This is a genomic window from Cognatundibacterium squillarum (genome assembly GCF_014652435.1).
GTDB classification, from domain to species: domain Bacteria; phylum Pseudomonadota; class Gammaproteobacteria; order Burkholderiales; family Burkholderiaceae_D; genus Undibacterium; species Undibacterium squillarum.
On record NZ_BMYU01000011.1, the window covers coordinates 104602 to 128752 of the forward strand.

Here is a 24151-nt window from a genome sequence, read left to right on the forward strand (position 1 = left end):
TTACTGGAACATCCATGCGGTCAGCAGGAAATCCAGCCATAACACCAGCAATGATGACTGTACGACAGTGCGAGTGGTAGCGCGCGAAACACCTTCCGGCGTCGGTTGTGCTTCATAGCCCTGAAACAGCGCCACAAAAGTCACGGCAAAACCGAACACAACACTTTTGATGACACCGTTACCGATATCCTGCATCACATCCACGCCAGCCTGCATCTGCGACCAGAAAGCACCGGCATCGACGCCGATCAGCTTGACGCCGACCAGATAACCACCGATCACACCCATTGCATTGAAGATCGCGGTCAGCACCGGCATCGCGATAATGCCCGCCAGAAAGCGTGGTGCCAGTACGCGTTGTACCGGATCAACCGCCATCATTTCCATTGCGGTTAATTGCTCACCTGCTTTCATCAGACCGATTTCCGCTGTCAGCGATGTTCCGGCGCGGCCTGCAAACAGCAAGGCGGTGACAACCGGCCCGAGCTCGCGGACCAGCGATAACGCCACCAGCAAACCGAGCGCTTCTTCAGAGCCGTAGCGGTTCAGCGTGTAATAACCCTGATAGCCGAGCACAAAGCCGACAAACAGGCCGGAGATTGCAATGATCACCAGCGAATAATTACCGATGAAATGAATCTGATCCGTGATCAGTCGCGGGCGGCGCCATAAGCCGGGCGCAACGCCCAGAATATTCATAAATGCCCTGCCAGCAAAACCAAGGCCGGAAACGGTTTCGCGAACCGCAGTGCCGAGTGCGGTAATCATGCCGGCTCCTTCAGTCCCAGATCCTGCGCCAGACTGCTGCCAGGGTAATGGAAAGGAACCGGACCGTCCGGCTCTGCGTGCACGAACTGGCGTACGTACGGGTCTTCAGATGCCATCATTTGTTCCGGTGTGCCGTGGGCAACGATTTTGCCCTGCGACAGGAAATAGACATAATCCGCAATCGCAAAAGATTCGTGTACATCGTGCGATACCAGCACTGAAGTGGAACCGAGCGCATCATTCAGCTGACGAATCAGATTCGCCGTCACGCCCATGGAAATAGGGTCCAGACCGGCAAAAGGTTCATCGTACATAATCAGTTGCGGATCGAGCGCAACTGCGCGGGCCAGTGCGACACGGCGCGCCATACCACCGGAAATTTCGGATGGCATCAGGTGCGCAGCATTACGCAAACCGACCGCGTGCAGCTTCAGCAACACCAGATCGCGGATGACGGATTCAGAAAAATCGGTGTGTTCACGCATAGGGAATGCGACGTTATCAAACACACTCAGATCGGTGAACAGTGCGCCGTGCTGAAACAGCATGCCCATTTTGCGGCGCAGGCTGAACAGTGCATTTTTGTCCAGATCGTTCACCGACTGCCCGTCCACCTTCACCGAACCGCTGCGGGCGCGGATCTGGCCACCGATCAGGCGCAGTATCGTTGTTTTGCCCGAGCCGGAACCTCCCATCACGGCAACCACTTTGCCACGGGGAAAATCCATTTGCAGGCCGGAGAGAATGGAGCGCTCTGCGTAGCCAAACTCAACATCCCGGATTTCGACTAAGTTAGACACGGAAATTTGTTGTCACTGGTAAAAGCTGCATTGTAATGCAGAACAGAATTTCCCGTTGCCACCGCTTCGGCTTGACAGAAAATCATGAATGCAGAAAATTTCAAAAAATCTTTTTAAATCAGAATTTCATTCCACAATAAAATCAATTGACGGAACTTCATTCCAAAAATTACTTAAAAGCAAATGCAAAATAAATGAACTCTGAGTCAGTTATTTTGCATAAGTTCCTCTTTTTCAGGATTTTTTCGCCAATAGTCGCGTAAAACGAGACCCTCCGGCGCAAAATACTCGCCCCTCCGGCTGCGTCTGTCTTTTGTACCGTTTTCGTCACAGCCACCTCCCGCAAAGCCAGCAAATTCGCGGACGTCCGTGTTTTTTGTGACGGATTTCTGCATTTCACCGCTGTGCGCCGCTTTTTCCTGTTTGCGCATGCTTTTCGCTGCGTGCCGCATCTGCTGAGCTTAGCGAATTGCCCCTTCAGAAACCCTGCCAACTCACGCTCTGATTCCCCCTTCTGCAGACTAGCCGTTAGCACGGATTGTGCAAGTTTCGTCCGGGCACCTGTCCGGAGAGCCAGCAAATTCGCGGACGTCCGTGTTTTTTGTGATGGATTTCCGCATTTAAGGCCAAAAATGCCGGTTTTCCGGCGGTCGGGCAGTCAAGGATGCCGGACAAACAAAAGGGTGTCCGCAGACACCCTTTTTCAACGACACGCTGCGTCTGTGTTGCGCAGATCAGCGCGGCAGTACGCTTTCACCCATCAGGAAAGCATCGACTTCGCGTGCGCACTGACGGCCCTCGCGGATTGCCCATACCACCAGTGACTGGCCACGGCGCATATCACCGGCAGCAAACACTTTATCGGCATTGGTTTTGTAGCAGCCTGCGCCATCCGTTGTTGCACGGGCATTGCCGCGTGCATCACGGTCAACACCGAAGGCATCCAGTACTGGTTGCACCGGTGACACAAAGCCCATCGCCAGCAACACCAGATCCGCTTTGACTTCGAATTCGGAATCCGGCACTTCCTGCATACGGCCGTCTTTCCATTCAACGCGGCAGGCGATCAGTTTTTCCACTTTGCCTTTGCTGCCTTCCAGACGTTTGGTGGCGACCGACCAGTCACGCTCGCAACCTTCTTCATGGGACGAAGAGGTACGCAGCTTGGTCGGCCAGTAAGGCCAGACCAGTGGTTTGTTTTCCTGTTCCGGTGGCTGCGGCAGTAACTCGAACTGCGTAACGGCTTTCGCGCCGTGACGATTGGAAGTGCCGACGCAATCCGATCCGGTATCGCCACCGCCGATCACCACCACATGCTTACCGGCAGCGGAAATCTGGTCTTTGACTTTATCACCGGCATTCACTTTGTTTTGCTGCGGCAGGAATTCCATCGCGAAATGCACGCCTTTCAGCTCGCGGCCCGGCACCGGCAAATCACGCGGTGTTTCTGCGCCACCGGCGATGATGACGGCATCGAATTCTTTCTGCAGGGTTTCCGGCGAAACGGTTTCTTTCGCCCAGTTGGTAATACCGGCCGGAAAATCTTTACCGACCAGCACACCGGTGCGGAATACCACGCCTTCGCCTTCCATTTGTTTGACGCGCTGATCAATCAGGTTTTTATCCAGTTTGAAATCCGGAATACCGTAACGCAGCAAACCACCGGCGCGGTCATTTTTTTCAAATACGGTGACTGCATGACCTGCACGTGCCAGTTGCTGCGCGGCCGCCAGACCGGCAGGGCCGGAGCCAACAACAGCCACTTTTTTACCGGTGGAAACCGCAGCTGGTTGAGGTGTCACCCAGCCGTTTTCCCAGCCTTTATCGATGATGTAATGCTCAATGGATTTGATACCAACCGCATCTTTGATAATGCCCAGCGTACAGGCTGCTTCGCAGGGTGCAGGACAAATGCGTCCGGTAAATTCCGGAAAATTATTGGTGGAATGCAGGGTATCCAGTGCTTCACGCAGCTTGCCGTTGTACACCAGATCATTCCAGTCAGGAATGATGTTATTCACCGGACAGCCGTTATTACAAAACGGAATGCCGCAATCCATGCAGCGCGCTGCCTGCGTTTTCGCTTGTGCATCATCCAGATGCATCACAAATTCTTTGTAGTGCTTCTTACGGCTCTGCGGCGCTTCACTGGCTTCCTGCAGACGCTGGTATTCCATAAATCCTGTTGCTTTTCCCATGATCTTCCTCGGTCTGAATTCGGTTCTGCACTGAACAGGCGGCGCGGGCCGCCTGTGTTGCTTAGACTGCTTCGGCTTCGGTTGCCGCTTCGCTGGCAACCTGTGCTGCCACGGCCATTTCAGCCAGGGCGCGGCGGTATTCGTTCGGGAATACCTTCACGAAGCGGGCACGGCTGCGCGCCCAGTCATCCAGCAGATTGCGTGCACGGGTACTGCCGGTGTGCTTGAAGTGACGTTCGATCAGGCGACGCAGAATCGCTTCATCGGTTTCACGCTCACCATTGCGTGCCACGCTGTGCCAGTAAGCCTTGTCGAGGCTGGCCAGTTGCACATCGCCCGCCACCACTGGTTCCAGTGTCACCATTGCAGTGTTGCAGCGAGCTGCGAATTCACCGTCGGGATCGTAGACATACGCGATACCACCGGACATCCCTGCGGCAAAGTTACGGCCGGTTGCACCCAGCACAATCACCGTGCCGCCGGTCATGTATTCACAACCATGATCGCCGGTACCTTCCACCACGGCAGTCGCGCCGGAATTACGTACCGCAAAGCGCTCACCTGCCACACCGTTGATGAATGCTTCACCGGAAATCGCACCGTACAGCACGGTATTGCCGGCGATGATGTTATCCACCGCCCAGCCACGGAATTCCGTATTCGGACGAATGATGATGCGGCCACCGGACAAGCCTTTACCAACGTAGTCATTGCCTTCACCGACCAGATCCAGCGTCACACCTTTGGCAAGGAATGCACCGGCAGACTGACCAGCGGTACCCTGCAGCTGAATGTGGATGGTGTCGTCTTCCAGACCGTCATGCCCCCACTTACGCGCCACCAGACCGGACAACATTGTGCCGACCGTGCGGTTCAGATTTTTCACCGGCGAGATAAACGACACTTTTTCGCCGGTTTCAAATGCGATGCTGGCTTGTGCAATCAGCTTGTGATCCAGCGCTTTTTCCAGACCGTGATCCTGAGATTCAATATGACGAATCGCAGTATCGGCACGCAGTTCCGGCATGTAGAAGATACGGCCGAAATCCAGTCCCTTCGCTTTCCAGTGTGTGATGGCGCGGGATTTATCCAGCAGATCAACACGACCGATCAGTTCGTCATATGTACGTACACCCAGCTGCGCCATGATCTGACGTAATTCTTCCGCAACGAAGAAGAAGTAATTCACCACGTATTCCGGTTTGCCGGAGAATTTTTTACGCAGTTCAGGATCTTGTGTCGCCACACCGACAGGGCAAGTATTCAGATGGCACTTACGCATCATGATACAGCCTTCAACCACCAGCGGTGCGGTCGCAAAACCGATTTCATCCGCACCCAGAATAGCGGCAATCGCGACGTCACGACCGGTTTTCATCTGACCGTCTGCCTGTACACGGACACGGCTGCGCAAACCGTTCAGCACCAGCGTTTGCTGAGTTTCTGCCAGACCGATTTCCCAAGGCGTACCGGCATGTTTAATTGATGACAGCGGTGATGCACCGGTACCGCCATCGTGACCAGCGATCACGATGTGGTCAGCTTTCGCTTTCGATACACCGGCAGCAATCGTACCAACGCCCACTTCTGACACCAGCTTCACAGAAATCGATGCTTGCGGATTCACGTTTTTCAGATCATGAATCAATTGCGCCAGATCTTCGATCGAGTAAATATCATGATGCGGTGGCGGAGAAATCAGACCCACACCCGGCACGGAGAAACGCAGCTTGGCGATATATTCGGAAACTTTGTGTCCCGGTAACTGACCACCCTCACCCGGTTTTGCACCCTGCGCCATCTTGATCTGAATCTGATCGGCAGAGCTCAGATATTCCGCTGTCACACCGAAGCGACCGGACGCAACCTGTTTAATACGGGAACGCAGCGAATCGCCTTCCTGCAAAGGAATATCGGCTTCCACCTGCGCTTTACCGATCACACTGGCCAGCGTTGCGCCGTTTTTGATCGGGATGCCTTTCAGCTCATTCTGATAACGGGCCGGATCTTCACCGCCTTCACCGGTATTCGATTTACCACCGATACGGTTCATCGCCACCGCCAGCGTTGCATGGGCTTCGGTACTGATAGAACCAAGCGACATCGCACCGGTGGCGAAACGCTTCACGATTTCTTTGGCAGGTTCCACCTGCTCCAGCGGAATGGCACGGGCCGGATCAATTTTGAATTCAAACAAGCCACGCAAAGTCAGATGACGTTTGGACTGATCATTGATGATCTGTGCGTATTCTTTGTAAGTGTTGTAGCTTTCGGAGCGGGTTGCGTGCTGCAGTTTGGCAATCGCATCCGGTGTCCACATATGGTCTTCACCACGCACACGGAAAGCGTATTCACCACCGGCATCCAGCGCGTTCGCCAGCACAGGATCATTACCGTAAGCGAGTTTGTGCAGGCGCAGTGCTTCATCTGCGACTTCAAACAAACCGATACCTTCGACATTCGATGCCGTGCCACGGAAGTATTTATCCACCAGCGAGCGGTTCAGGCCGACAGCTTCAAAAATCTGCGCGCCACAGTAAGACATGTAGGTCGAAATACCCATTTTCGACATGACCTTCATCAGGCCTTTACCGATTGCCTTGGTGTAGTTGTAAATCACTTTCTGCGGATCAGGATTGCCCGGCAATTCGGTTGCCATCGCAACCAGTGTTTCCATCACCAGATACGGATGTACCGCTTCTGCGCCATAACCTGCGAGCAGCGCAAAATGGTGGGTTTCACGCGCAGAGCCGGTTTCTACAACCAGACCGGTGGTGGTACGCAGACCGCGGCTGACCAGATGCTGATGGACCGTGGAAGTTGCCAGCAGCGCAGGAATTGCGACGTGATCTTTATCGGTGTTGCGGTCGGTGATGATCATGATGTTATGACCGGATTTCACTGCGTCCACCACTTCCGCACAGATCGACGCCAGACGCGCTTCAATACCTTCCTTACCCCAAGCCACCGGATAGCAGATATCCAGTTCATAGGATTTGAATTTACCGCCGGTATTCGCGCTGATGTTGCGCAAACGGGCGATGTCCGTGAAATCGAGCACAGGCTGTGCCACTTCCAGACGCATCGGCGGGTTGATGTTATTCGTATCCAGCAGATTCGGTTTCGGGCCGATGAACGACACCAGCGACATCACCATCGCTTCGCGAATCGGATCAATCGGCGGATTGGTGACCTGTGCGAACAATTGCTTGAAGTAGTTATACAAAGGCTTCAGCTTGTTCGACATGACTGCCAGCGATGCATCATTCCCCATGGAACCGATGGCTTCTTCGCCGCTGGTTGCCATCGGCGCCAGCACAAATTTCATGTCTTCCTGGGTGTAGCCGAATGCTTGCTGACGGTCCAGCAGACTTGCCGGATCCGGCAAAGCAGCCGCTTCCGCTTTCAGTGCATCCAGCTTGATACGGACGGACTGAATCCATTGCTTATAAGGCTTGGCGTTCGCGTAAGTGTCTTTGATTTCTTTGTCGTCGATAATGCGGCCGGCTTCCAGATCGATCAGGAACATTTTGCCCGGCTGCAGACGCCATTTCTTAATAATTTTTGATTCAGGAATCGGCAGAACACCGGCTTCTGATGCCATCACCACCAGATCATCATCGGTAATGATGTAACGGGCCGGACGCAGACCGTTACGGTCCAGCGTGCCACCGATCTGACGGCCATCGGTAAATGCCATCGCTGCAGGACCATCCCACGGCTCCATCATCGCGGCATGGTATTCGTAGAAAGCTCGGCGGTTTTCATCCATCTGGCTGTGATTTTCCCAGGCTTCCGGAATCATCATCATCATCGCCTGTGCAATCGGATAGCCGGACATCACCAGCAATTCCAGCGCATTATCAAAGCTTGCTGTATCAGACTGACCTTCGAAAATCAGTGGGTACAGTTTTTGCAGATCATCACCGAGCACTGCAGATTTCATCACGCCTTCGCGGGCGCGCATCCAGTTGAAGTTACCCTTCACGGTATTGATTTCACCGTTGTGCGCAATCATGCGGTAAGGGTGGGCCAGCGGCCATTCAGGGAAAGTATTGGTAGAGAAGCGCTGATGCACCAGCGCCAGCGCCGAAATACAGCGCGGGTCCTGCAAGTCTTTGTAGTAGACGCCAACCTGATCTGCCAGCAGCAAGCCTTTGTAGACCACGGTACGTGCCGACATCGATGGTACGAAATATTCTTTACCGTGCAGCAGTTTCAGCGCTTCAATTGCGTGTACTGCGGATTTACGGATCACATACAGCTTACGTTCCAGCGCGTCAGTCACCATGATGTCCGGGCCGCGGCCAATGAAAATCTGGCGGATTACCGGTTCTTTGGTGCGTACGGTCGGAGACATTGGCATCTCGCGGTCGACCGGCACATCACGCCAGCCCAGTACAACCTGACCTTCGGCGCGTACGGCGCGTTCGATTTCCTGCTCACAGGCCAGACGGGAAGCGATTTCTTTCGGCAGGAAAATCATACCGACGCCGTACTCGCCCGGTGGCGGCAGAGTCACGCCCTGCTTTGCCATTTCTTCGCGGTAAAACTGATCCGGTACCTGAATCAGGATACCGGCGCCGTCACCCATCAGCGGATCGGCACCAACCGCGCCGCGGTGGTCGATGTTTTTCAGGATTTGCAAACCCTGTTCGATGATAGCGTGGCTTTTCTTGCCTTTGATGTGGGCAACAAAGCCCACGCCACAGGCGTCATGTTCATTGCTGGGATGGTACAGACCTTGCGCTTGCATAACGTTCTCCAGATACCGGGGATTGAGCATTGGAATCCAGCATAGTGCAGTGCAAAACAAAGCGCAAACGAAATAAAACGGGGTCAGAGTCAATAAAAACGATCAATTATTTTGATTTATTTTTATTAGGGTCAGAGTAAATTTATTTGCATTCCCGCAGCTATAGGCTGCAACCCAACCACCTTAAAAAATGAAATAAATCATTTAAATTCAAATATTTACAGAGCAATTCGCGGATCTTCAGACATATTAGCACAGCAGTTTCCGTGCGCCGGAATCCGGCTTTGCTGTCAGCTTATTCTGGCGACGTCTGAGATTCTCTGTTAAACGTATAACAACTACTCAGAAAAAATCCGTTGCGTTGCCAAAAACAAGCGGTCTGTTTGTTGCATCGCGTACGCAACGCCGGTGTGCTGATGATGTTGCTGAATGAAGAGAATCAGACTGTGCCTGAGGCGGGCAAGACTGGTTTGCGCGGTCGTCCGCGTCTGGCGGGTGCGATGCGGCGCTGGGTTTGCTGACCCAGCGCCGTCATAAAAGCTTCGCTGCCGAGTGCCCAGGACTTATGGGTAGCATCGGACAAACGTTGCAGCATTTCACGGGACAAAGATTCGTCCATTTTCTGGCGGTAATTCGCTTCGCGCTGAAACGGCGTATTACCGAGCGCCCAGTACAGACGATGATCAGATACCAGCGGGTCGGTTTGCTGGCCGGAATGATGCAAATAACTGGACCACGGGTAAGACTCCGCACTGTGCGCCAGCCCTGCCCTTACCGGATGCGATTCGATGTAGATCGCACAGGGAACAAAGTAAGTTTCAGCTTCCAGCACTGTGGCACGGAAACGCCCCTGCCACAGGCTGCCGCTGCGCTGATAGCGACGGTTGAAATAAGGCACGTAACAGCGCCCTATCCACTGCATCAGTTTACTGACGCTGTCTTCAGCCACTGGCGTCAGCAGCAAATGAAAATGATCCGGCAGCAAAACATAAGCATGAATCCCGACTCCGAACTGGCGCGCACCTTCACGCAGCCAGCCCGCGAACTGCCGGTAGTCATCATCATCCCGGAACAAGACCATGCCACTGTGCACACGCTGCACCACATGATGCAACGCACCGGGAACCATTAAGCGCGGAAGTCTTGCCATAGTTTCATCAAAGTACATGCCGCCGGACTGCGCCGGTCTCATAAAACGGCTTTATTGTATGCGATCACACAGGAAAACAGCGCAGTACGCCCTGCAATTGCCGTTTTTCCGGTTTGTTTCGTCAGGTAATTACCGACTTCCTGATCAGGCACAAAAGCTTTCATCAATCGGAAGGAATGAAACGACTATAATTTTGCCCGTCGGAAATATGCTGATTTTTTCAGCATTTCCATGAAGAATCTCATATCTCTCACATTAAACCGCCTATTTATGAACAAGTTGTTATCCCAATTCTCCGTTGGAAAACGGCTGAGTATCGGCTTTGCACTGATTCTGACTTTATCCGCGCTGGCAGCGCTGGTTGGTCTGATTCAGCTGAACAAAGTTGCCAGTGCCACCAATCAGTTAATGCAGCAGCCACTGACGACAGAACGTCTGGTCAGTGACTGGTACCGCTATATTCACAGCGGCATCAAACGTACTGCAGCCATCGCCAAAAGCGCCGATCCATCACTGGCAAAATTCTTTGAAGCCGATCAGGCCGAATCCAGTAAAGCATCCGCTGAACTGCTGAAACAGATTACTGACTTGCTGCAATCTGAGCAGGAAAAAGCCCTGCTGAAAGAAATCAATGCATTGCGTGATGAGTATCTGGCATCCCGCAACAAAATTGTGGAAATGAAGAAAGCAGATCAGGCTGATGAAGCAAATCAGTTACTGGAACAAAAATTCATGCCGGTCTCAACCGCATATCTGAAAAAAATCGAAGAACTGGTGAAACTGCAACGCGCACAGATAGACGAAACCGCGCAAAAAATTCAGACCGATTATGAAAACAGCCGCATTCTGCTGATTGCCCTGATTCTGGTATCCGGCATGCTGGCAGTCATCAGCGCCGTTTTACTGACGCGTTCGATTGTGCGGCCGCTGCAGGAAGCCAGTGCGATGGCAGCCGAGCTGGCGCAAGGCGATCTGACACATACGATTCAGACCACCCGTCAGGACGAAATCGGCGATCTGATCCGTTCAATGAACGGTATTGGTCAGGGTCTGAGCCGTGTTATCGGTGACGTCCGTACCAGTACCCATTCTATCCATACCGCAGCAGACGAAATTGCTTCCGGCAATGCGGATCTGTCTGCCCGTACCGAATCACAAGCCAGCTCGCTGCAACAAACCGCATCATCAATGGAAGAGCTGACTTCCACGGTACGCCAGAATGCAGACAATGCGCGTCAGGCCAATCAACTGGTGGTTTCGGCTTCGGAAGTTGCGCAGCGCGGTGGCGATGTGGTGTTTCAGGTCATTGAAACCATGGGTTCTATCCGCGAAAGCTCGGGCAAAATTGTGGATATTATTTCCGTCATTGACGGCATTGCCTTCCAGACCAATATTCTGGCGCTGAATGCTGCGGTGGAAGCTGCACGCGCAGGCGAACAAGGACGCGGCTTTGCGGTGGTGGCCTCTGAGGTACGCAGTCTCGCGCAACGCAGTGCGGCAGCAGCGAAAGAGATTAAAACGCTGATTGATGACTCGACCGGCAAGGTCGAACACGGTGCGCGACTGGTGGACGATGCCGGAAACACGATGCAGGATATCGTCGCCAGCGTGCGCCGTGTAGCCGATATCATGAGTGAAATCACCTGCGCCAGCCAGGAACAGAGCGCCGGCATTGAGCAAGTGAACCTGGCTGTTACGCAAATGGATGAAATGACACAGCAAAATGCAGCGCTGGTGGAAGAAGCTGCAGCGGCGGCAGAAAGCATGCGTGATCAGGCGGAAAAACTGACGCAACTGGTGGGACAGTTCCGCATAGGACAAGCGCAACCACAGGCATTCCATGCTGCGCGCGCCGATTCCGGCCCGCGTCATGCACAGCCACAACGACTGCGTTAATACCAGAACAGGAGGCAAATCTGCACGCGCAGGTTTGCCAGAATGACGGATGAGGAACGGATAGCCGAGTAAAACAAGCTAAGTCTTGCAAAGCCATCTGATCACGATGTCACAGCAACAAATAAAAAAGCCACGGTTGTGGGAAACCGTGGCTTTTTATTTTCCTAATGCGCAGCACTGGCTGCGAGATCGCTGTTGACCGCATCAACTGCAAGTGCTTCAAACCGCAAGAAGTAGTACAGGCGTTACGCTAACCAAACTTTACTTGCTGACGCCGGATCAACCGGCGTAGGTGCACAAATCAGCTTAGTGCGCAGCTGCCAGTTCTGTACTGGCTTTGACACGGGCGCGGATCGCGCTCAGTGCTTTGCTGGCATCCTGCATTGCTGTCACTTCCGGCAGGCCGCTCATCAGTTCGGAAATACGGGTTTTCAGTGCTTTTGCCTGTGTTGCCAGTTTGAAATGTGCTGCACGCTGCGTTTGTACGATGCCCCAGCGAACGACCGGTGCTTTGCCGGATGCATCCAGCAGTGCGCGGTCACGCATCCATTTTTCAAATTCACGGGTACCAAGTTCGGTTTCGATCCAGATCAGGTGATCAGAGGTCAGCTTTTTGTTTTCCGCTGCGCGAACCAGAATTTCGTAAATCATGTCAGACTCCTCAGGTTGCGGCCTGTTTTTCCCACTTGAAAACAAGGCCTGTTACAACCCGTAACGAGGAGCCCCGGAAGCCGGTTGACACGAAACGATACAAAACACAAAAAATTTGTCATTTTTCTGCACGAGACAGAAAACTGACTTCAGTTCAGGCGGGATGACTCCAGAATTGCACTCAGCTTTCCGAAGCGAGCACTGACTTCATCGAAGCGTTTCTGCTTTTCCTGCGGGCTCAGCTTGGCATCATTCATATTGGTGCGCAGAATACTGAACAGCGTCAGATCTGCAATTGGCTTCAGCTGCGCATCATTCGAACGCTGAAATCCGGACAGATTCAGGATTTTTTTCAGAGTATCCTTCTGCGCCGCTGCATTTTTGCCTTTGCCGTAGTTCGTAAAGAAATCTTCCAGCTTGTTTTTCATGCCCTGCGGCAAATCTTTGCGATATAACAACGGGTCGTTCGGAATTTGCGGCGAAGTCCAGATCACGCGAATGCGGTTGAAATCTGCCGGTGCTTCTTTTTTCAGCATATCCAGACTTTCGGTATTGTAAGCAGCAACATCGACTGTCTTACTCAACACCGCTTTCAGGTTACTGGCGTGATCGCCCTGAATGACTTTTTTAAACAGCTTGGCCGGTTCGACTTTGTTCTTGGAGAATAAATAGTATTCCGGTACCAGATAACCGGAAGTTGAACTGCTGTCGCCATAGGCGAACTGATAAACGCCCGGCTCTTTAAACATCTGGTCGGTGGATTTCAGCGGCGAGCTGCTCTGCGTAATCAGTACCGACTGATAGCCTTTGGAACCATCCGCTTTGACCATGCGCGCAAATACGGTGGCTTTACCGGATTCCACCGCATCCAGCGCAACCTTATTACTGAGCCAGGCCATTTGTATGGTGTTGGCTTTCAGGCCATCGACGATCTCTGCATAGTTAGGCGAAATCACAACCTGCACTTCCTGTCCGGTCGCTTTACTCAGATCATCGATCAGCGGCTGCCAGCGCTTGCGCACATCTTCTTTTTCGGTCACGGCAATCAGCCCTACCGTCAATTTATCGGCCGCCACAGCGTGCTGCGCCAGCAGCTGGCCCGTCATCATCATTGCTAACAATACTTTTTTCATCATTTCTCCTGAATGGGGTAGGAGCGAGCATGGAAAGGCAAACACTTGCCATGATGCGAAGGCGGTTGCCCGGATAACAGAATATGCTCAATTCCTGAAGAAACGGTATTTTCTCATCACATGAATTTCCAACCGGAAATTTTTTGTAACTTTTCCGCTGATATCAAAAAAAAACGGGAACCGAAGTTCCCGTTTTTTAGATTCCTGCGGTCTGCTGGATATCAGTTCAGACGCGCACTTTCCAGTATCGCACTCAGTTTGCCGAAGCGCGCACTCAGTTCATCGAAGCGTTTTTGCTTTTGCTCCGGTGTCAGCTGCGTATCGTTCAGGTTAGAACGCAGCAAGCTGAACAGGGTCAGATCGGCAATCGGTTTCAACTGCGCATCATTCGAGCGCGCAAAACCGGACAAATTCTGAATCGCACGCAGGGTTTCCTTCTGGCTCGCATTGGCCCGTTTGCCGTAATTCGCAAAAAATTCTTCCAGCTTGTTTTTCAGTGCCGGCGACAAATCTTTCCGGTACAGCAAAGGATCGTTCGGAATCATCGGCGATGTCCAGATTACGCGCAGTTTTTTAAAATCAGCCGGTGCTTCGGATTTCAGCAAATCCAGACCTTCGCTGTTGTAAGTGGCAACATCAGCTTCGGAGTTCAGGACGGCTTTCAGATTATCTTTATGGCTGCCGCTGCGCACCTGACGGAACAATTTGGCCGGTTCGACTTTGTTTTTTGAAAACAGATAATAAGTCGGCACCAGATGACCGGAGGTGGAATTCGGCTCACCGTCAGCAAAGCGGAACACGCCCGGCTGGGCGAATAACTGATCGGTATTCTGCAACTTGCCAGACGCCTGCGTGATCAGCACCGAGTTATAACCCTTGCTGCCATCCAGACGAATCATTTTGGCGAACACAGTGGCCTTGCCGCTCTCTACGGCTTCCAGCGCGACTTTGTTACTGAGCCAGGCCACCTGCACAGTATTATTTTTCAGACCATTCACCACGTCATCGTAGCGGCCGGAAACCATGACCTGTACATCCATACCGGTCGCTTTACTTAAATCATCCAGCAAAGGCTGCCAGCGACGGCGGGTGTCTTCCGCATCGGTCGGGGCAATCAGGCCAAATACCAGTTTCTCTGCTGCAGGTGCAGCAACAGACCACGCCTGCAATAACAGGCAACTTACTAACATGACAATTTTCTTCATTATTTCCGCCGGTTCAGCTACAGGTCTTTCCGACTTTCGCCTGAGCGGATCGCAACAGGATAGTCAGAATTTCCCAAAAAACGGGAGAATACTGCATATCCCGCACTGCAACAATGACATTTTCATGACAAAAAAGTTCAGTGAACGTCAGCAGACCAGTCCGCACATACCGCCCCTAAAACCGGCAGCCTGCAAATAGCAGCAACGAGCAATATCAACTTATTAAGGAATCAGACGGAACCGGAAAATCCGGCATCCGGTATGCAGAGTTCGTCATCAGGCATTTCCGGAGAGCCGGACTTTCTGCCGACGACCGCCGGGTTGCTGTGCTGAACACCGCATTTGAGGCATTTTCAGGGGTTTTCGGGCTGTTCCGGAGGTCTTCAGAGATACCATGCTCTCAGCCCGTAACGGGACGCAGCCGGTGGACGAATCAATGAATGAATGAATGAATGAATGAACGATTGAGTAAGTGAATGCCACAAATGAAAAAGCACCGGAACTGTACAGTTGCGGTGCTTTTGCGATTGCGCCGGCCTGAGAGCCGGATGCTTTACCGTGATCAGAACGGGATATCGTCGTCCATATCGGAGAAGTTCGGAGCCGGACGCTGTGCCGGTGCCTGACGTGCCGGTGCAGACTGCTGCTGCGGACGGGATGCCATTGCCGGTGGCGGTGCGCCGTAGCCATCATCCATCGCCATACCGCCGCCCATGCCGCCGCTCTGACGCGAACCCAGCATTTGCATGCTGTCAGCACGGATATCGGTTGCGTATTTTTCCACGCCGTCTTTATCCATGTATTTACGGGTGCGCAGCGAACCTTCAACGTACACTTGCGAACCTTTCTTCAGGTACTGACCGGCGATTTCTGCCAGTTTGCCGAAGAAAGTGATGCGGTGCCATTCGGTCTGCTCTTTCTTTTCACCGGAAACTTTGTCTTTCCAGGTGTCGGTGGTGGCTACCGTAATGCTGGTCATGGCATCACCACTTGGCATATAACGGGTTTCCGGATCGCGGCCCAGATTGCCAACGATGATTACTTTATTCACAGATGCCATGCATTTCTCCTGTCTGTCTTGCTTACTTACTCTGTTCTGATTTCCGGTTTATGCCTGCGCGGCAGGTTTGCTGCGGCGGGCGATTTCCGGCATGCTGGCTGCGATTATAAGCCAGATAAGCGTCAGTCCGGCACATAAAGCGAACACAGCCTGTGCACTGACATACTGGGTTAACAAGCCGCCTGAAGCTGCACCGGCCGCGATACCCAGCGCCTGCATCGTGTTATACACCCCGAGCGCCGCCCCTTTGGCTGCCGGTGGCGCAAGACGCGACACGAGCGATGGCTGACTGGCTTCCAGTGTGTTAAACGCGATAAAAAATACAAACAGGAAGGTGATCAGCAGCAAGGCATGTTGCATGCCGAGCCAGAAACCGATTTGCGATACCAGCAGCAAAGCGATCGCACCGAGGAATACCGGTTTCATCTTGCCGTATTTTTCACCGACGAAAATCGCCGGCAGCATCGCCACAAACGACACCAGCATCACCGGCAGATAAATCTTCCAGTGACTCGCCACCGGAATATCTGCCACATGCACCAGCGCTGCCGGCAATACGACAAACATTGCCATCTGCGCAAAATGCAGCACAAATACGCCGGCATTCAGGCGCATCAGTTCGGGCAGCATCAGTACGGTACGGAACGGTACGCGCTCACTTTTGACTGCTTCCACGTCCGGCACGACCCATTTCACCAGCGCCATTGCACCGGCACCCAGAACGGCGATCAGCACAAACATCGCCACCATGCCCATGCTTTGGTACATGACCGGCGATAACACCATCGCCAGCGCAAAGGTCAGGCCGATGGAGCCGCCTATCATCGCCATGGCTTTGGTGCGGTGCTGTTCACGGGTGGAGTCTGCCACCAGTGCGGTAATGGCAGCGGAAATCGCGCCCAGCCCCTGAATACCGCGCCCTATCATGATCCAGACCAGACTGTGTGCAAATGCACAGATCAGCGCACCGGCAACGAATAAGGCGAGACCGGTCAGAATGACCGGTTTGCGACCGAAACGGTCGGATGCCATGCCAAACGGAATCTGAAAAAATGCCTGCACCAGACTGAACATGCCCAGTGCCAGCCCGACCATCACGGCGTTATCACCGCCTTCCAGTCCGCGTGCATACAAGGCAAATACCGGCGACAGCATGAACAAGCCCAGCATGCGCAATGCAAATACCGAGGCCAGTGCCGAACTGGCGCGGACTTCCTGACGCGTCATACCCGTGGCGCTTGCCACCGGTTCCGGCGTGTCTTTCAGGTTAGTTGCAAAACTCATAATGCTTATCCCGATCTGTATCCGGTCGTACGCGATTTGCAGCGCCGGAGTACAGCTGTAACGAAAACCCGTTATAGTAGCAGGTTGCTTGTCTGTGCAAAAAATTTCCGTGAGCCACTATGACTAAACGCATTAAAGCCGCTTCCAGCCCTGCACCTGCCGAACTCGAATTCACCGCTGATGACTTGCCGCTGATGCAAAAACGCGAGCTGATCCGGGTGCGCGGTGCCAGAACCCATAACCTGAAAAACATCAGTCTGGATATCCCGCGTAATAAGCTGGTGGTGATTACCGGCCTGTCCGGCTCGGGCAAATCCTCACTCGCGTTTGATACGCTGTATGCAGAAGGTCAGCGCCGCTATGTAGAATCGTTGTCTGCCTATGCGCGCCAGTTCCTGCAACTGATGGAAAAACCGGATGTGGATCTGATCGAAGGTTTGTCTCCGGCGATTTCGATTGAACAGAAAGCGACGTCGCACAACCCGCGCTCCACCGTCGGCACAGTCACGGAAATCCACGATTATCTGCGTTTGCTGTACGCCCGCGTGGGTACGCCTTACTGCCCTGACCATCCGGAAAACCCGCTGGCAGCGCAATCGGTCTCACAAATGGTAGACGCCGTGCTGGCGATGCCGGAAGAAACCAAGCTGATGATTCTGGCGCCGGTAGTCGCGAACCGCAAAGGTGAGCATCTGGATTTGTTTGAACAAATGCAGGCGCAGGGTTTTGTGCGTTTCCGGATTCAGAGCGGCACGCACGAGGCACGCATCTACGAAGCGGATGATTTGCCAAAGCTGAAGAAAACCGAAAAACACACGATTGATGTGGTGATTGACCGCGTCAAAGTCCGTGCCGATATTAAGCAGCGTCTGGCAGAGTCGTTTGAAACCTGCCTGCGTATCGCGGATGGCCGCTCGGTCGTCCTGAACATGGACAGTGGCCACGAACAATTATTCTCGAACAAATTTGCCTGCCCGGTCTGCGGCTATGCACTGCAGGAACTGGAACCGCGTCTGTTCTCGTTTAACAACCCGATGGGTGCCTGTCAGGAATGTGACGGTCTCGGACATATTGAATTCTTCGATCCGAAACGCATTGTCGCCTTCCCTAACCTGTCACTGGCCAGCGGTGCAATCAAGGGCTGGGACCGCCGTAATCAGTTTTATTTCCAGATGCTGACGGCAATTGCCGCTTTCTATGAATTCGATCTGGACACGCCGTTTGAAGAATTACCGGAACAGGCGAAACAAGTCATTCTGTACGGTTCCGGCCGCCAGCAGATTCCGTTCACTTATCTGAATGAGCGCGGCAAAGCCGTCGTGAAAGAACACAGCTTCGAAGGTGTGGTGAATAATCTGCAGCGCCGCTACCGCGAAACTGATTCGATGGCGGTGCGTGAAGAACTGGCGAAGTTCATCAATGAAAAACAATGTCCGTCCTGCCACGGTGCGCGTCTGCGTACCGAAGCGCGCTATGTGCGTGTTGGCAACGGCGCTCAGGAAAAAGCGATTTACGAAGTCAGCGGTATGCCGCTGCGCGACACGCTGCGCTTTTTCCGCGAGCTGACTCTGCAAGGCAGCAAAGCCGAAATCGCAGACCGTATCATTAAAGAAATCACGTCGCGCCTGACCTTCCTGAACAATGTCGGTCTGGATTATCTGTCGCTGGAACGCAGTGCAGATACGCTGTCCGGCGGCGAAGCCCAGCGTATCCGTCTGGCATCGCAGATCGGTTCCGGTCTGACCGGCGTCATGTATGTACTGGATGAACCATCGATTGGTCTGCATCAGCGCGATAACGACAGGCTGATTGATACGCTCAAGCATTTGCGTGACATCGGCAACAGCGTGCTGGTGGTGGAGCATGATGAGGATGCGATCCGCGCCGCTGACTTTATTGTTGATATGGGTATCGGTGCCGGTGTACACGGCGGTAATGTGATTACCCACGGTGATCTGAATGCGATCACCGGCAATAAAGAATCGCTGACAGCACGCTATCTGACCGGCGAACTGGAAATTTCCGTTCCGGCAGAACGCACCGTCAACAATCCGGAAAAACAGCTGACGATAAAAGGCGCGAGCGGTAATAACCTGAAAAAAGTCGATATGCACTTACCGGTCGGTTTGCTGACCTGCGTGACCGGTGTTTCCGGTTCCGGCAAATCCACGCTGGTCAACGATACGCTGTTCCACGTTGCGGCCCGACATTTGTACGGTTCGCAAACAGAACCGGCACCGTTTGAACATGTCAGCGGTCTGGAGCATTTCGATAAAGTGATTTCTGTCGATCAGGCACCGATAGGCCGCACACCGCGCTCGAATCCGGCGACTTACACCGGCTTGTTCACACCGATCCGCGACTTATTTTCCGAAGTACCGACCGCCAAAGAACGCGGTTACAGCGCGGGCCGTTTCTCGTTTAACGTGAAAGGCGGACGCTGCGAATCCTGTCAGGGCGATGGCGTGATCAAAGTCGAAATGCACTTCCTGCCGGATGTGTATGTGCCGTGTGATGTCTGCCACGGCAAACGCTATAACCGCGAAACACTGGAAGTGCAGTACAAAGGAAAAAACATCCACGAAGTGCTGGAAATGACCGTGGAAGATGCGCATGAATTTTTCAGCGCGGTGCCGGTCATTCGCCGCAAACTGCAAACGCTGCTGGATGTCGGCCTCGGCTACATCCGCCTCGGACAAAGCGCCACCACGCTTTCCGGCGGTGAGGCGCAACGCGTTAAACTGGCACTGGAACTCTCGAAACGGGATACCGGCCGCACGCTGTACATTCTGGATGAACCAACCACCGGTCTGCATTTCCACGATATCGCACTGTTGTTAAAAGTCATTCATCGTCTGCGCGATCACGGCAATACACTGGTGGTGATTGAACACAATCTGGACGTGATCAAAACTGCAGACTGGCTGATTGATCTGGGGCCGGAAGGCGGTGCCGGTGGTGGCCGCATTGTGGCTTCCGGTACGCCGGAACAAGTGGCGGTGAATCCTGACAGTGTGACCGGAAAATATCTGCAACCTTTGTTATCAAAATCCGGCAAGTCCGCCGTTTAAGTTTTTTCAGAAGTTATGTCTATACGTCTTATCGTGGGGCTGGGCAATCCCGGTCCCGAATATGAACAAACCCGCCACAATGCGGGTTTCTGGCTGGTCGATCAGTATCCGGTCAGTCTCGCACCGGATAAAAATTTTAAAGCGCTGGTCGGCAAAACCCGTATCGCCGGTCAGGATGTGTGGCTGATGCAACCGCAAACATTTATGAACCGCTCCGGTCAGTCGGTCGGTGCAATTTGCCGTTTCTATAAAATCACACCGGATCAGGTACTGGTGGTGCATGATGAACTGGATATGCTGCCCGGCGTTGCCAAGCTGAAAAAAGGTGGTTCTTCCGGCGGTCATAACGGTCTGAAAGATATTACCGCTGCGCTCGGCACGCAGGACTACTGGCGTCTGCGTATCGGCATTGGCCATCCGCGCAGCCTGAATCTGAACCAGAATGTAGCGGACTTTGTATTGCACCGCCCGCGTCGTGAAGAGCAAAGCCTGATTGAAGAATCGATTGCCGACAGCCTCCAGGCAATCCCTCTGATGGTGGAAGGCAAAACGGCTGAAGCTATGATGCAGTTACATTCACCGAAGAAAACCTGAATACTGCCCGTGCTGCCATGACACACTCTTCTCTGCGTATTTTTGCCGGCCCTTCCGCATTGCGTCGTATTGAACAATACGGCTTGCAGGCTGCAGATGTTGCTGTCATTCCGGCAGCAGCAGGCGGCCCGAAAGGCTTGATTCTGCAAAAGCTGGATCAGTGGTTATTCGGCAGCTGGTTAGCTTCCTCCCCTGCACCGCGCACGCTGATCGGTGCATCGATAGGTTCATGGCGCATGGCAGCTGCTGCCTGCGCGGATCCTGTCGCTGGTTTTCAGCGACTCGGCGATTTATATTGCGGGCAAACCTATCCGGAAAATCCGGATACAGATTGCGTCACCCACGAAATCAGTGGCATGCTGGACCAGCTGATCGGTGGTTATGAACAGGAAATTCTGAGCAATCCTGCTTACCGTCTGCATATTCTGACCAACCGTGGTCTGCGGCATTTGCAAACCGCCAACAGCCTGAACGCTGAAAAGACGGCCTTTGCCCGTGCCGCACTGGCCAACCTGCGCGGACGCAGTCATCTGGCTGCACATCTGGAACGTGTGGTGTTCAGCGATCAGCGCGACTCCCTGCCCTGGCTGACGCAAACATTTGATGCATTCAGCACGGTGTTCACACCACTGCAGACTGATAATCTGCGGCAAGCCTTGCTGGCGTCAGGAACACTGCCGCTGATTATGAATAAAGTGTCCGGTATTCCGGCTGCGCCGCAAGGGCAGTACTGGGATGGCGGCATTATTGATTACCATCTGGCCTTTCCTTATCACCGGCTCGGGCAGGATCAACTGGTGCTGTATCCGCATTTCGCGCCTTACGTAGTGCCGGGCTGGCTGGACAAGGCCTTACCATGGCGACGCGCTCACCGGACACCATTCCGTGGCTGGATGGACAATGTAATTCTGCTGGCACCGTCGGCGGATTTCCTGCGCAGCCTGCCACGCGGCAAGCTGCCGGATCGCAAAGATTTCGCTTATCACGGACTGAATCACCAGCGTCGTATTCAGGACTGGAAAATCGCGATGTCTGAAGCAGAACGCCTGCGCGATGATCTGATCCAGTTTATTGAGAAACCGGATTTATCGGCAATACAGCCATTGTAAAGTTCAGAGGCGATGCAATGCATCACCCAGCGCCTGCAGAAACTGATCTGCATGGCTGCGCTGAAACACGACAGGTGGTTTGATTTTCAGTACATTGTCCAGCGGACCATCCGTGGACAGCAGAATCTGCTGCGTTTTCAGAATCTCAACGATACGCTTTGCTTCTGCTGTCGCTGCGACTTTACTTTCACGATCGCGCACCAGTTCTGCACCGAGAAATAAGCCACGGCCACGCACATCACCGATCAGGCTGTGTTGCTGTGCCAGCTGACGCAAGCCCTGCTGCAGGTAAGCACCGGTTTCCAGCGCATTCTGCTGCAGCTTTTCTTCCTGTATCACTTCCAGCACTGCCATTGCAATGGCACACGACACCGGATTGCCGGAAAAGGTATTGAAATACTCCATACCGGTCACAAACGCTGCAGCAATTTCCGGTGTGGTGACCACTGCGCCAACCGGATGACCATTACCAATCGGCTTGCCCATGGTCACGATATCGGGCACCACGCCATGCGACTGGAAAGACCAGAAATATTCGCCATCACGACCAAAACCAATCTGCACTTCATCGGCCAGACACACACCGCCGGCAGCCCTGACACGGGCATAGGCTTGCTGCAGATAACCGGGCGGCAAGACAGTTTGTCCGCCACAACCGAGCATCGCTTCCGCATAAAATACTGCCGGTTTTTCACCGCGTGCATGAATGCGATTAATCGCATTGTCGATATGCGCAGCATGACTTTCTGCATAATCCGCATCCTGCGCATTCGCGTCGCGATAGCTATCCGGCATCGGTACAAACTGTACATGCGCAGGTTTGCCACGGCCGCCGCGGCCATTGAATTTATACGGACTCAGATCAATCATGCTCGGGGAATTACCGTGATAAGCATGATCAAGCACGATCACATCATTGGCTGCGGTATAAGCACGGGCAATGCGTAATGCCAGATCATTCGCTTCCGTGCCGGAGTTGGTCATGAAAACGACTGACAATGACTGCGGCAGCGTTTCTGTCAGGCGCAGCGCATATTCCACCAGATTGTCATGCAGGTAGCGGGTATTGGTATTCAGCATCGCCATCTGCGCTGCACCGGCGGCAACCACCTTCGGATGGCAGTGTCCGACGTGGCAGACATTATTGACCATATCCAGATACGGCTGACCATGCTGATCAAACAGATACGCGCCTTCACCACGCACGATTTTCAAAGGCTCCTGATATGACAGGCTCAGCGTAGGATTCAGATAACGGCGGCGCAGGGCAATCAGCTCTTCGGGGCTGCGTTGTGGTACGGGGCGGTTCAGCATAATTCAGATTCTTTGTATTTTGAACGTAACTGACGCTGCGCCAGACTGCGCGGCATCTGATCCAGTTGCATTAACAGGCGGCGCACTGCCGGTTGCGAAATCATGATATACGGATTATCCGGATCAGCACGATGCGCACGCTCTGCCATCAGTACACTCTGACACAGGCGCGCACAAATCATAGGAAACAATGCTTCCCATTCAGCCTCATTCAAACGCAGCTCCGCATCAAACGCGGCTGCAATCGTGGCAGCGGAACGCAGAGGATCATCATTGTGGTAGGTCATCGCGTAACAGGCTGCAATCGCAATTTCTGCCACGCGATAACTGTGACACATGTCGCCAAAATCGATCAGCGCAGCCACTCTGCCATCGCGCACAATCAGGTTGTAATCATTCGCATCATTATGCAGCACGGCTTGCGGCAATTTGTGTTGCCAGTGCAATTGCTGACGCACGAAATACTGTACATGGCGGCTGACAATTTCCCTGAGTGCCGTGTCTTTCAGCAATACGATTTCATCACCCAGCTGCACCAGCTGCTGTAAATTCCATGCATGCAGCCGTTCCGCCTGCGGGTGAGAAAAATGCTGCAATTGCGCATGCATTTTGCCGAGCAACTGTCCAAGACTTTGCTCCAGCAAAAAACGCTGCCCGCTGGCAGAGATGTGTTTTGCAGCATCCGCATAGACCTGCCCGGGCACAAAGCTCAGCAAACGTACCCAGCCCTGTCCGAACTCTGGTGGCAGGGGAATCAGATCACGTCCGTCGCGTGCCGGAATCACCGCAGGAAATAAAGCGCTGCCATCGGTATGCTGCAAAGACTGCAGATGGCGCATCGTCGCGTTTTCCAGCGCCAGATCATCGTAATGCCAGTCCGCCGAAGCAATCTTCAGCACATACTCAGCATTTGCGCAGCGCACCCGGAAATTACAATCTGCATACGAAGGCAGCGCAGAAATTTCTCCCTGCAACTGCCAGTATTCCTGCAGCAATTGTGCAGCCTGTGCTGCATGAATGATGCTCATAGCTCACTCAGACTTCAAACTTAATCCCCTGCGCCAGCGGCAGGGAATGGCTGTAGTTGAAGGTGTTGGTCGTGCGGCGCATATAGGCTTTCCAGCTGTCAGAACCGGATTCGCGGCCGCCGCCGGTTTCTTTC

At 53.4% G+C, this 24151-nt stretch carries 17 protein-coding genes; 4 read left to right on the forward strand and 13 right to left on the reverse strand.

Annotated elements, in window-relative coordinates; translation table 11 throughout:
• From mlaE to IE092_RS17340, 6 genes are all read right to left on the reverse strand, one after another.
• A complete protein-coding gene (mlaE, locus tag IE092_RS17315) occupies positions 1-768 on the reverse strand; it encodes a lipid asymmetry maintenance ABC transporter permease subunit MlaE (RefSeq protein WP_189358691.1) in 768 nt (255 codons plus the stop codon).
• Entirely contained in the window at positions 765-1568 is an 804-nt protein-coding gene (locus IE092_RS17320; protein WP_189358693.1) for an ABC transporter ATP-binding protein, read from the reverse strand. Before IE092_RS17320 ends, mlaE begins: the two co-directional genes overlap by 4 nt.
• Before the next feature lie 206 nt (positions 1569-1774).
• Complete coding sequence (locus IE092_RS17325; RefSeq protein ID WP_189358695.1) at positions 1775-1999, reverse strand: hypothetical protein; 225 nt, start codon at positions 1997-1999, stop codon at positions 1775-1777.
• Positions 2000-2302: 303 nt separating this feature from the next.
• Entirely contained in the window at positions 2303-3766 is a 1464-nt protein-coding gene (locus IE092_RS17330; protein ID WP_189358697.1) for a glutamate synthase subunit beta, read from the reverse strand.
• Between the two features lie 61 nt (positions 3767-3827).
• Positions 3828-8522 (reverse strand): glutamate synthase-related protein, encoded by a 4695-nt coding sequence (locus IE092_RS17335; protein ID WP_189358699.1) that lies wholly within the window; start codon positions 8520-8522, stop codon positions 3828-3830.
• Between the two features lie 439 nt (positions 8523-8961).
• The gene (locus IE092_RS17340) at positions 8962-9672 is read right to left on the reverse strand and encodes a transposase (protein ID WP_189358701.1); all 711 of its coding nucleotides are present in this window, start codon (positions 9670-9672) and stop codon (positions 8962-8964) included.
• 270 nt (positions 9673-9942) lie between these two features.
• Between IE092_RS17340 and IE092_RS17345 the strand changes: the two genes are divergently transcribed.
• Entirely contained in the window at positions 9943-11568 is a 1626-nt protein-coding gene (locus IE092_RS17345) for a methyl-accepting chemotaxis protein (protein WP_189358703.1), read from the forward strand.
• 306 nt (positions 11569-11874) lie between these two features.
• Here IE092_RS17345 and IE092_RS17350 read toward each other — a convergent pair whose 3' ends face one another.
• The 5 genes from IE092_RS17350 to IE092_RS17370 form a co-directional block, all read right to left on the reverse strand.
• Positions 11875-12219 (reverse strand): hypothetical protein, encoded by a 345-nt coding sequence (locus IE092_RS17350; protein WP_189358705.1) that lies wholly within the window; start codon positions 12217-12219, stop codon positions 11875-11877.
• Positions 12220-12368: 149 nt separating this feature from the next.
• On the reverse strand, positions 12369-13355 hold the full coding sequence (gene phnD / locus IE092_RS17355; RefSeq protein ID WP_189358707.1) for a phosphate/phosphite/phosphonate ABC transporter substrate-binding protein: 987 nt from the start codon (positions 13353-13355) through the stop codon (positions 12369-12371).
• A gap of 218 nt (positions 13356-13573) precedes the next feature.
• Complete coding sequence (phnD, locus tag IE092_RS17360) at positions 13574-14542, reverse strand: phosphate/phosphite/phosphonate ABC transporter substrate-binding protein (RefSeq protein WP_189358709.1); 969 nt, start codon at positions 14540-14542, stop codon at positions 13574-13576.
• A 577-nt stretch (positions 14543-15119) separates the two neighbouring features.
• Positions 15120-15617 carry a single-stranded DNA-binding protein gene (ssb, locus tag IE092_RS17365; protein ID WP_189358711.1) on the reverse strand — a complete coding sequence of 166 codons (498 nt, stop codon included), beginning with the start codon at positions 15615-15617 and terminating at the stop codon, positions 15120-15122.
• A gap of 48 nt (positions 15618-15665) precedes the next feature.
• Entirely contained in the window at positions 15666-16901 is a 1236-nt protein-coding gene (locus tag IE092_RS17370) for an MFS transporter (protein ID WP_229793241.1), read from the reverse strand.
• 194 nt (positions 16902-17095) lie between these two features.
• On the opposite strand from IE092_RS17370, the gene uvrA reads away from it, so the two are divergent.
• The 3 genes from uvrA to IE092_RS17385 are packed head-to-tail and all read left to right on the forward strand — an operon-like array spanning position 17096 to position 21675.
• Positions 17096-19972: an excinuclease ABC subunit UvrA gene (gene uvrA / locus IE092_RS17375; protein ID WP_189358755.1), complete on the forward strand. Its 2877-nt coding sequence runs from the start codon at positions 17096-17098 to the stop codon at positions 19970-19972.
• 15 nt (positions 19973-19987) lie between these two features.
• Complete coding sequence (pth, locus tag IE092_RS17380; protein ID WP_189358713.1) at positions 19988-20566, forward strand: aminoacyl-tRNA hydrolase; 579 nt, start codon at positions 19988-19990, stop codon at positions 20564-20566.
• 17 nt (positions 20567-20583) lie between these two features.
• Positions 20584-21675 carry a patatin-like phospholipase family protein gene (locus IE092_RS17385; protein ID WP_189358715.1) on the forward strand — a complete coding sequence of 364 codons (1092 nt, stop codon included), beginning with the start codon at positions 20584-20586 and terminating at the stop codon, positions 21673-21675.
• Between the two features lie 3 nt (positions 21676-21678).
• Here IE092_RS17385 and IE092_RS17390 read toward each other — a convergent pair whose 3' ends face one another.
• Together IE092_RS17390 and IE092_RS17395 are read right to left on the reverse strand one after the other, a co-directional pair.
• Positions 21679-22989: an aminotransferase class III-fold pyridoxal phosphate-dependent enzyme gene (locus tag IE092_RS17390; protein ID WP_189358717.1), complete on the reverse strand. Its 1311-nt coding sequence runs from the start codon at positions 22987-22989 to the stop codon at positions 21679-21681.
• The gene (locus IE092_RS17395; protein ID WP_189358719.1) at positions 22983-24017 is read right to left on the reverse strand and encodes a phosphotransferase; all 1035 of its coding nucleotides are present in this window, start codon (positions 24015-24017) and stop codon (positions 22983-22985) included. Before IE092_RS17395 ends, IE092_RS17390 begins: the two co-directional genes overlap by 7 nt.
• Between the last annotated feature and the right edge of the window lie 134 nt (positions 24018-24151).

What these genes read in the sequence shown, in the direction of transcription:
- IE092_RS17325 (WP_189358695.1), bottom strand. Translation starts at nt 1,999, where the DNA reads ATGCGCAAACAGGAAAAAGCGGCGCACAGCGGTGAAATGCAGAAATCC.
- IE092_RS17335 (WP_189358699.1), bottom strand. Translation starts at nt 8,522, where the DNA reads ATGCAAGCGCAAGGTCTGTACCATCCCAGCAATGAACATGACGCCTGT.
- uvrA (WP_189358755.1), top strand. Translation starts at nt 17,096, where the DNA reads ATGCAAAAACGCGAGCTGATCCGGGTGCGCGGTGCCAGAACCCATAAC.
- IE092_RS17330 (WP_189358697.1), bottom strand. Translation starts at nt 3,766, where the DNA reads ATGGGAAAAGCAACAGGATTTATGGAATACCAGCGTCTGCAGGAAGCC.
- pth (WP_189358713.1), top strand. Translation starts at nt 19,988, where the DNA reads ATGTCTATACGTCTTATCGTGGGGCTGGGCAATCCCGGTCCCGAATAT.
- IE092_RS17350 (WP_189358705.1), bottom strand. Translation starts at nt 12,219, where the DNA reads ATGATTTACGAAATTCTGGTTCGCGCAGCGGAAAACAAAAAGCTGACC.
- IE092_RS17390 (WP_189358717.1), bottom strand. Translation starts at nt 22,989, where the DNA reads ATGCTGAACCGCCCCGTACCACAACGCAGCCCCGAAGAGCTGATTGCC.
- mlaE (WP_189358691.1), bottom strand. Translation starts at nt 768, where the DNA reads ATGATTACCGCACTCGGCACTGCGGTTCGCGAAACCGTTTCCGGCCTT.
- IE092_RS17395 (WP_189358719.1), bottom strand. Translation starts at nt 24,017, where the DNA reads ATGAGCATCATTCATGCAGCACAGGCTGCACAATTGCTGCAGGAATAC.
- IE092_RS17385 (WP_189358715.1), top strand. Translation starts at nt 20,584, where the DNA reads ATGACACACTCTTCTCTGCGTATTTTTGCCGGCCCTTCCGCATTGCGT.
- phnD (WP_189358707.1), bottom strand. Translation starts at nt 13,355, where the DNA reads ATGATGAAAAAAGTATTGTTAGCAATGATGATGACGGGCCAGCTGCTG.
- IE092_RS17345 (WP_189358703.1), top strand. Translation starts at nt 9,943, where the DNA reads ATGAACAAGTTGTTATCCCAATTCTCCGTTGGAAAACGGCTGAGTATC.
- IE092_RS17340 (WP_189358701.1), bottom strand. Translation starts at nt 9,672, where the DNA reads ATGGCAAGACTTCCGCGCTTAATGGTTCCCGGTGCGTTGCATCATGTG.
- ssb (WP_189358711.1), bottom strand. Translation starts at nt 15,617, where the DNA reads ATGGCATCTGTGAATAAAGTAATCATCGTTGGCAATCTGGGCCGCGAT.
- IE092_RS17370 (WP_229793241.1), bottom strand. Translation starts at nt 16,901, where the DNA reads ATGAGTTTTGCAACTAACCTGAAAGACACGCCGGAACCGGTGGCAAGC.
- phnD (WP_189358709.1), bottom strand. Translation starts at nt 14,542, where the DNA reads ATGTTAGTAAGTTGCCTGTTATTGCAGGCGTGGTCTGTTGCTGCACCT.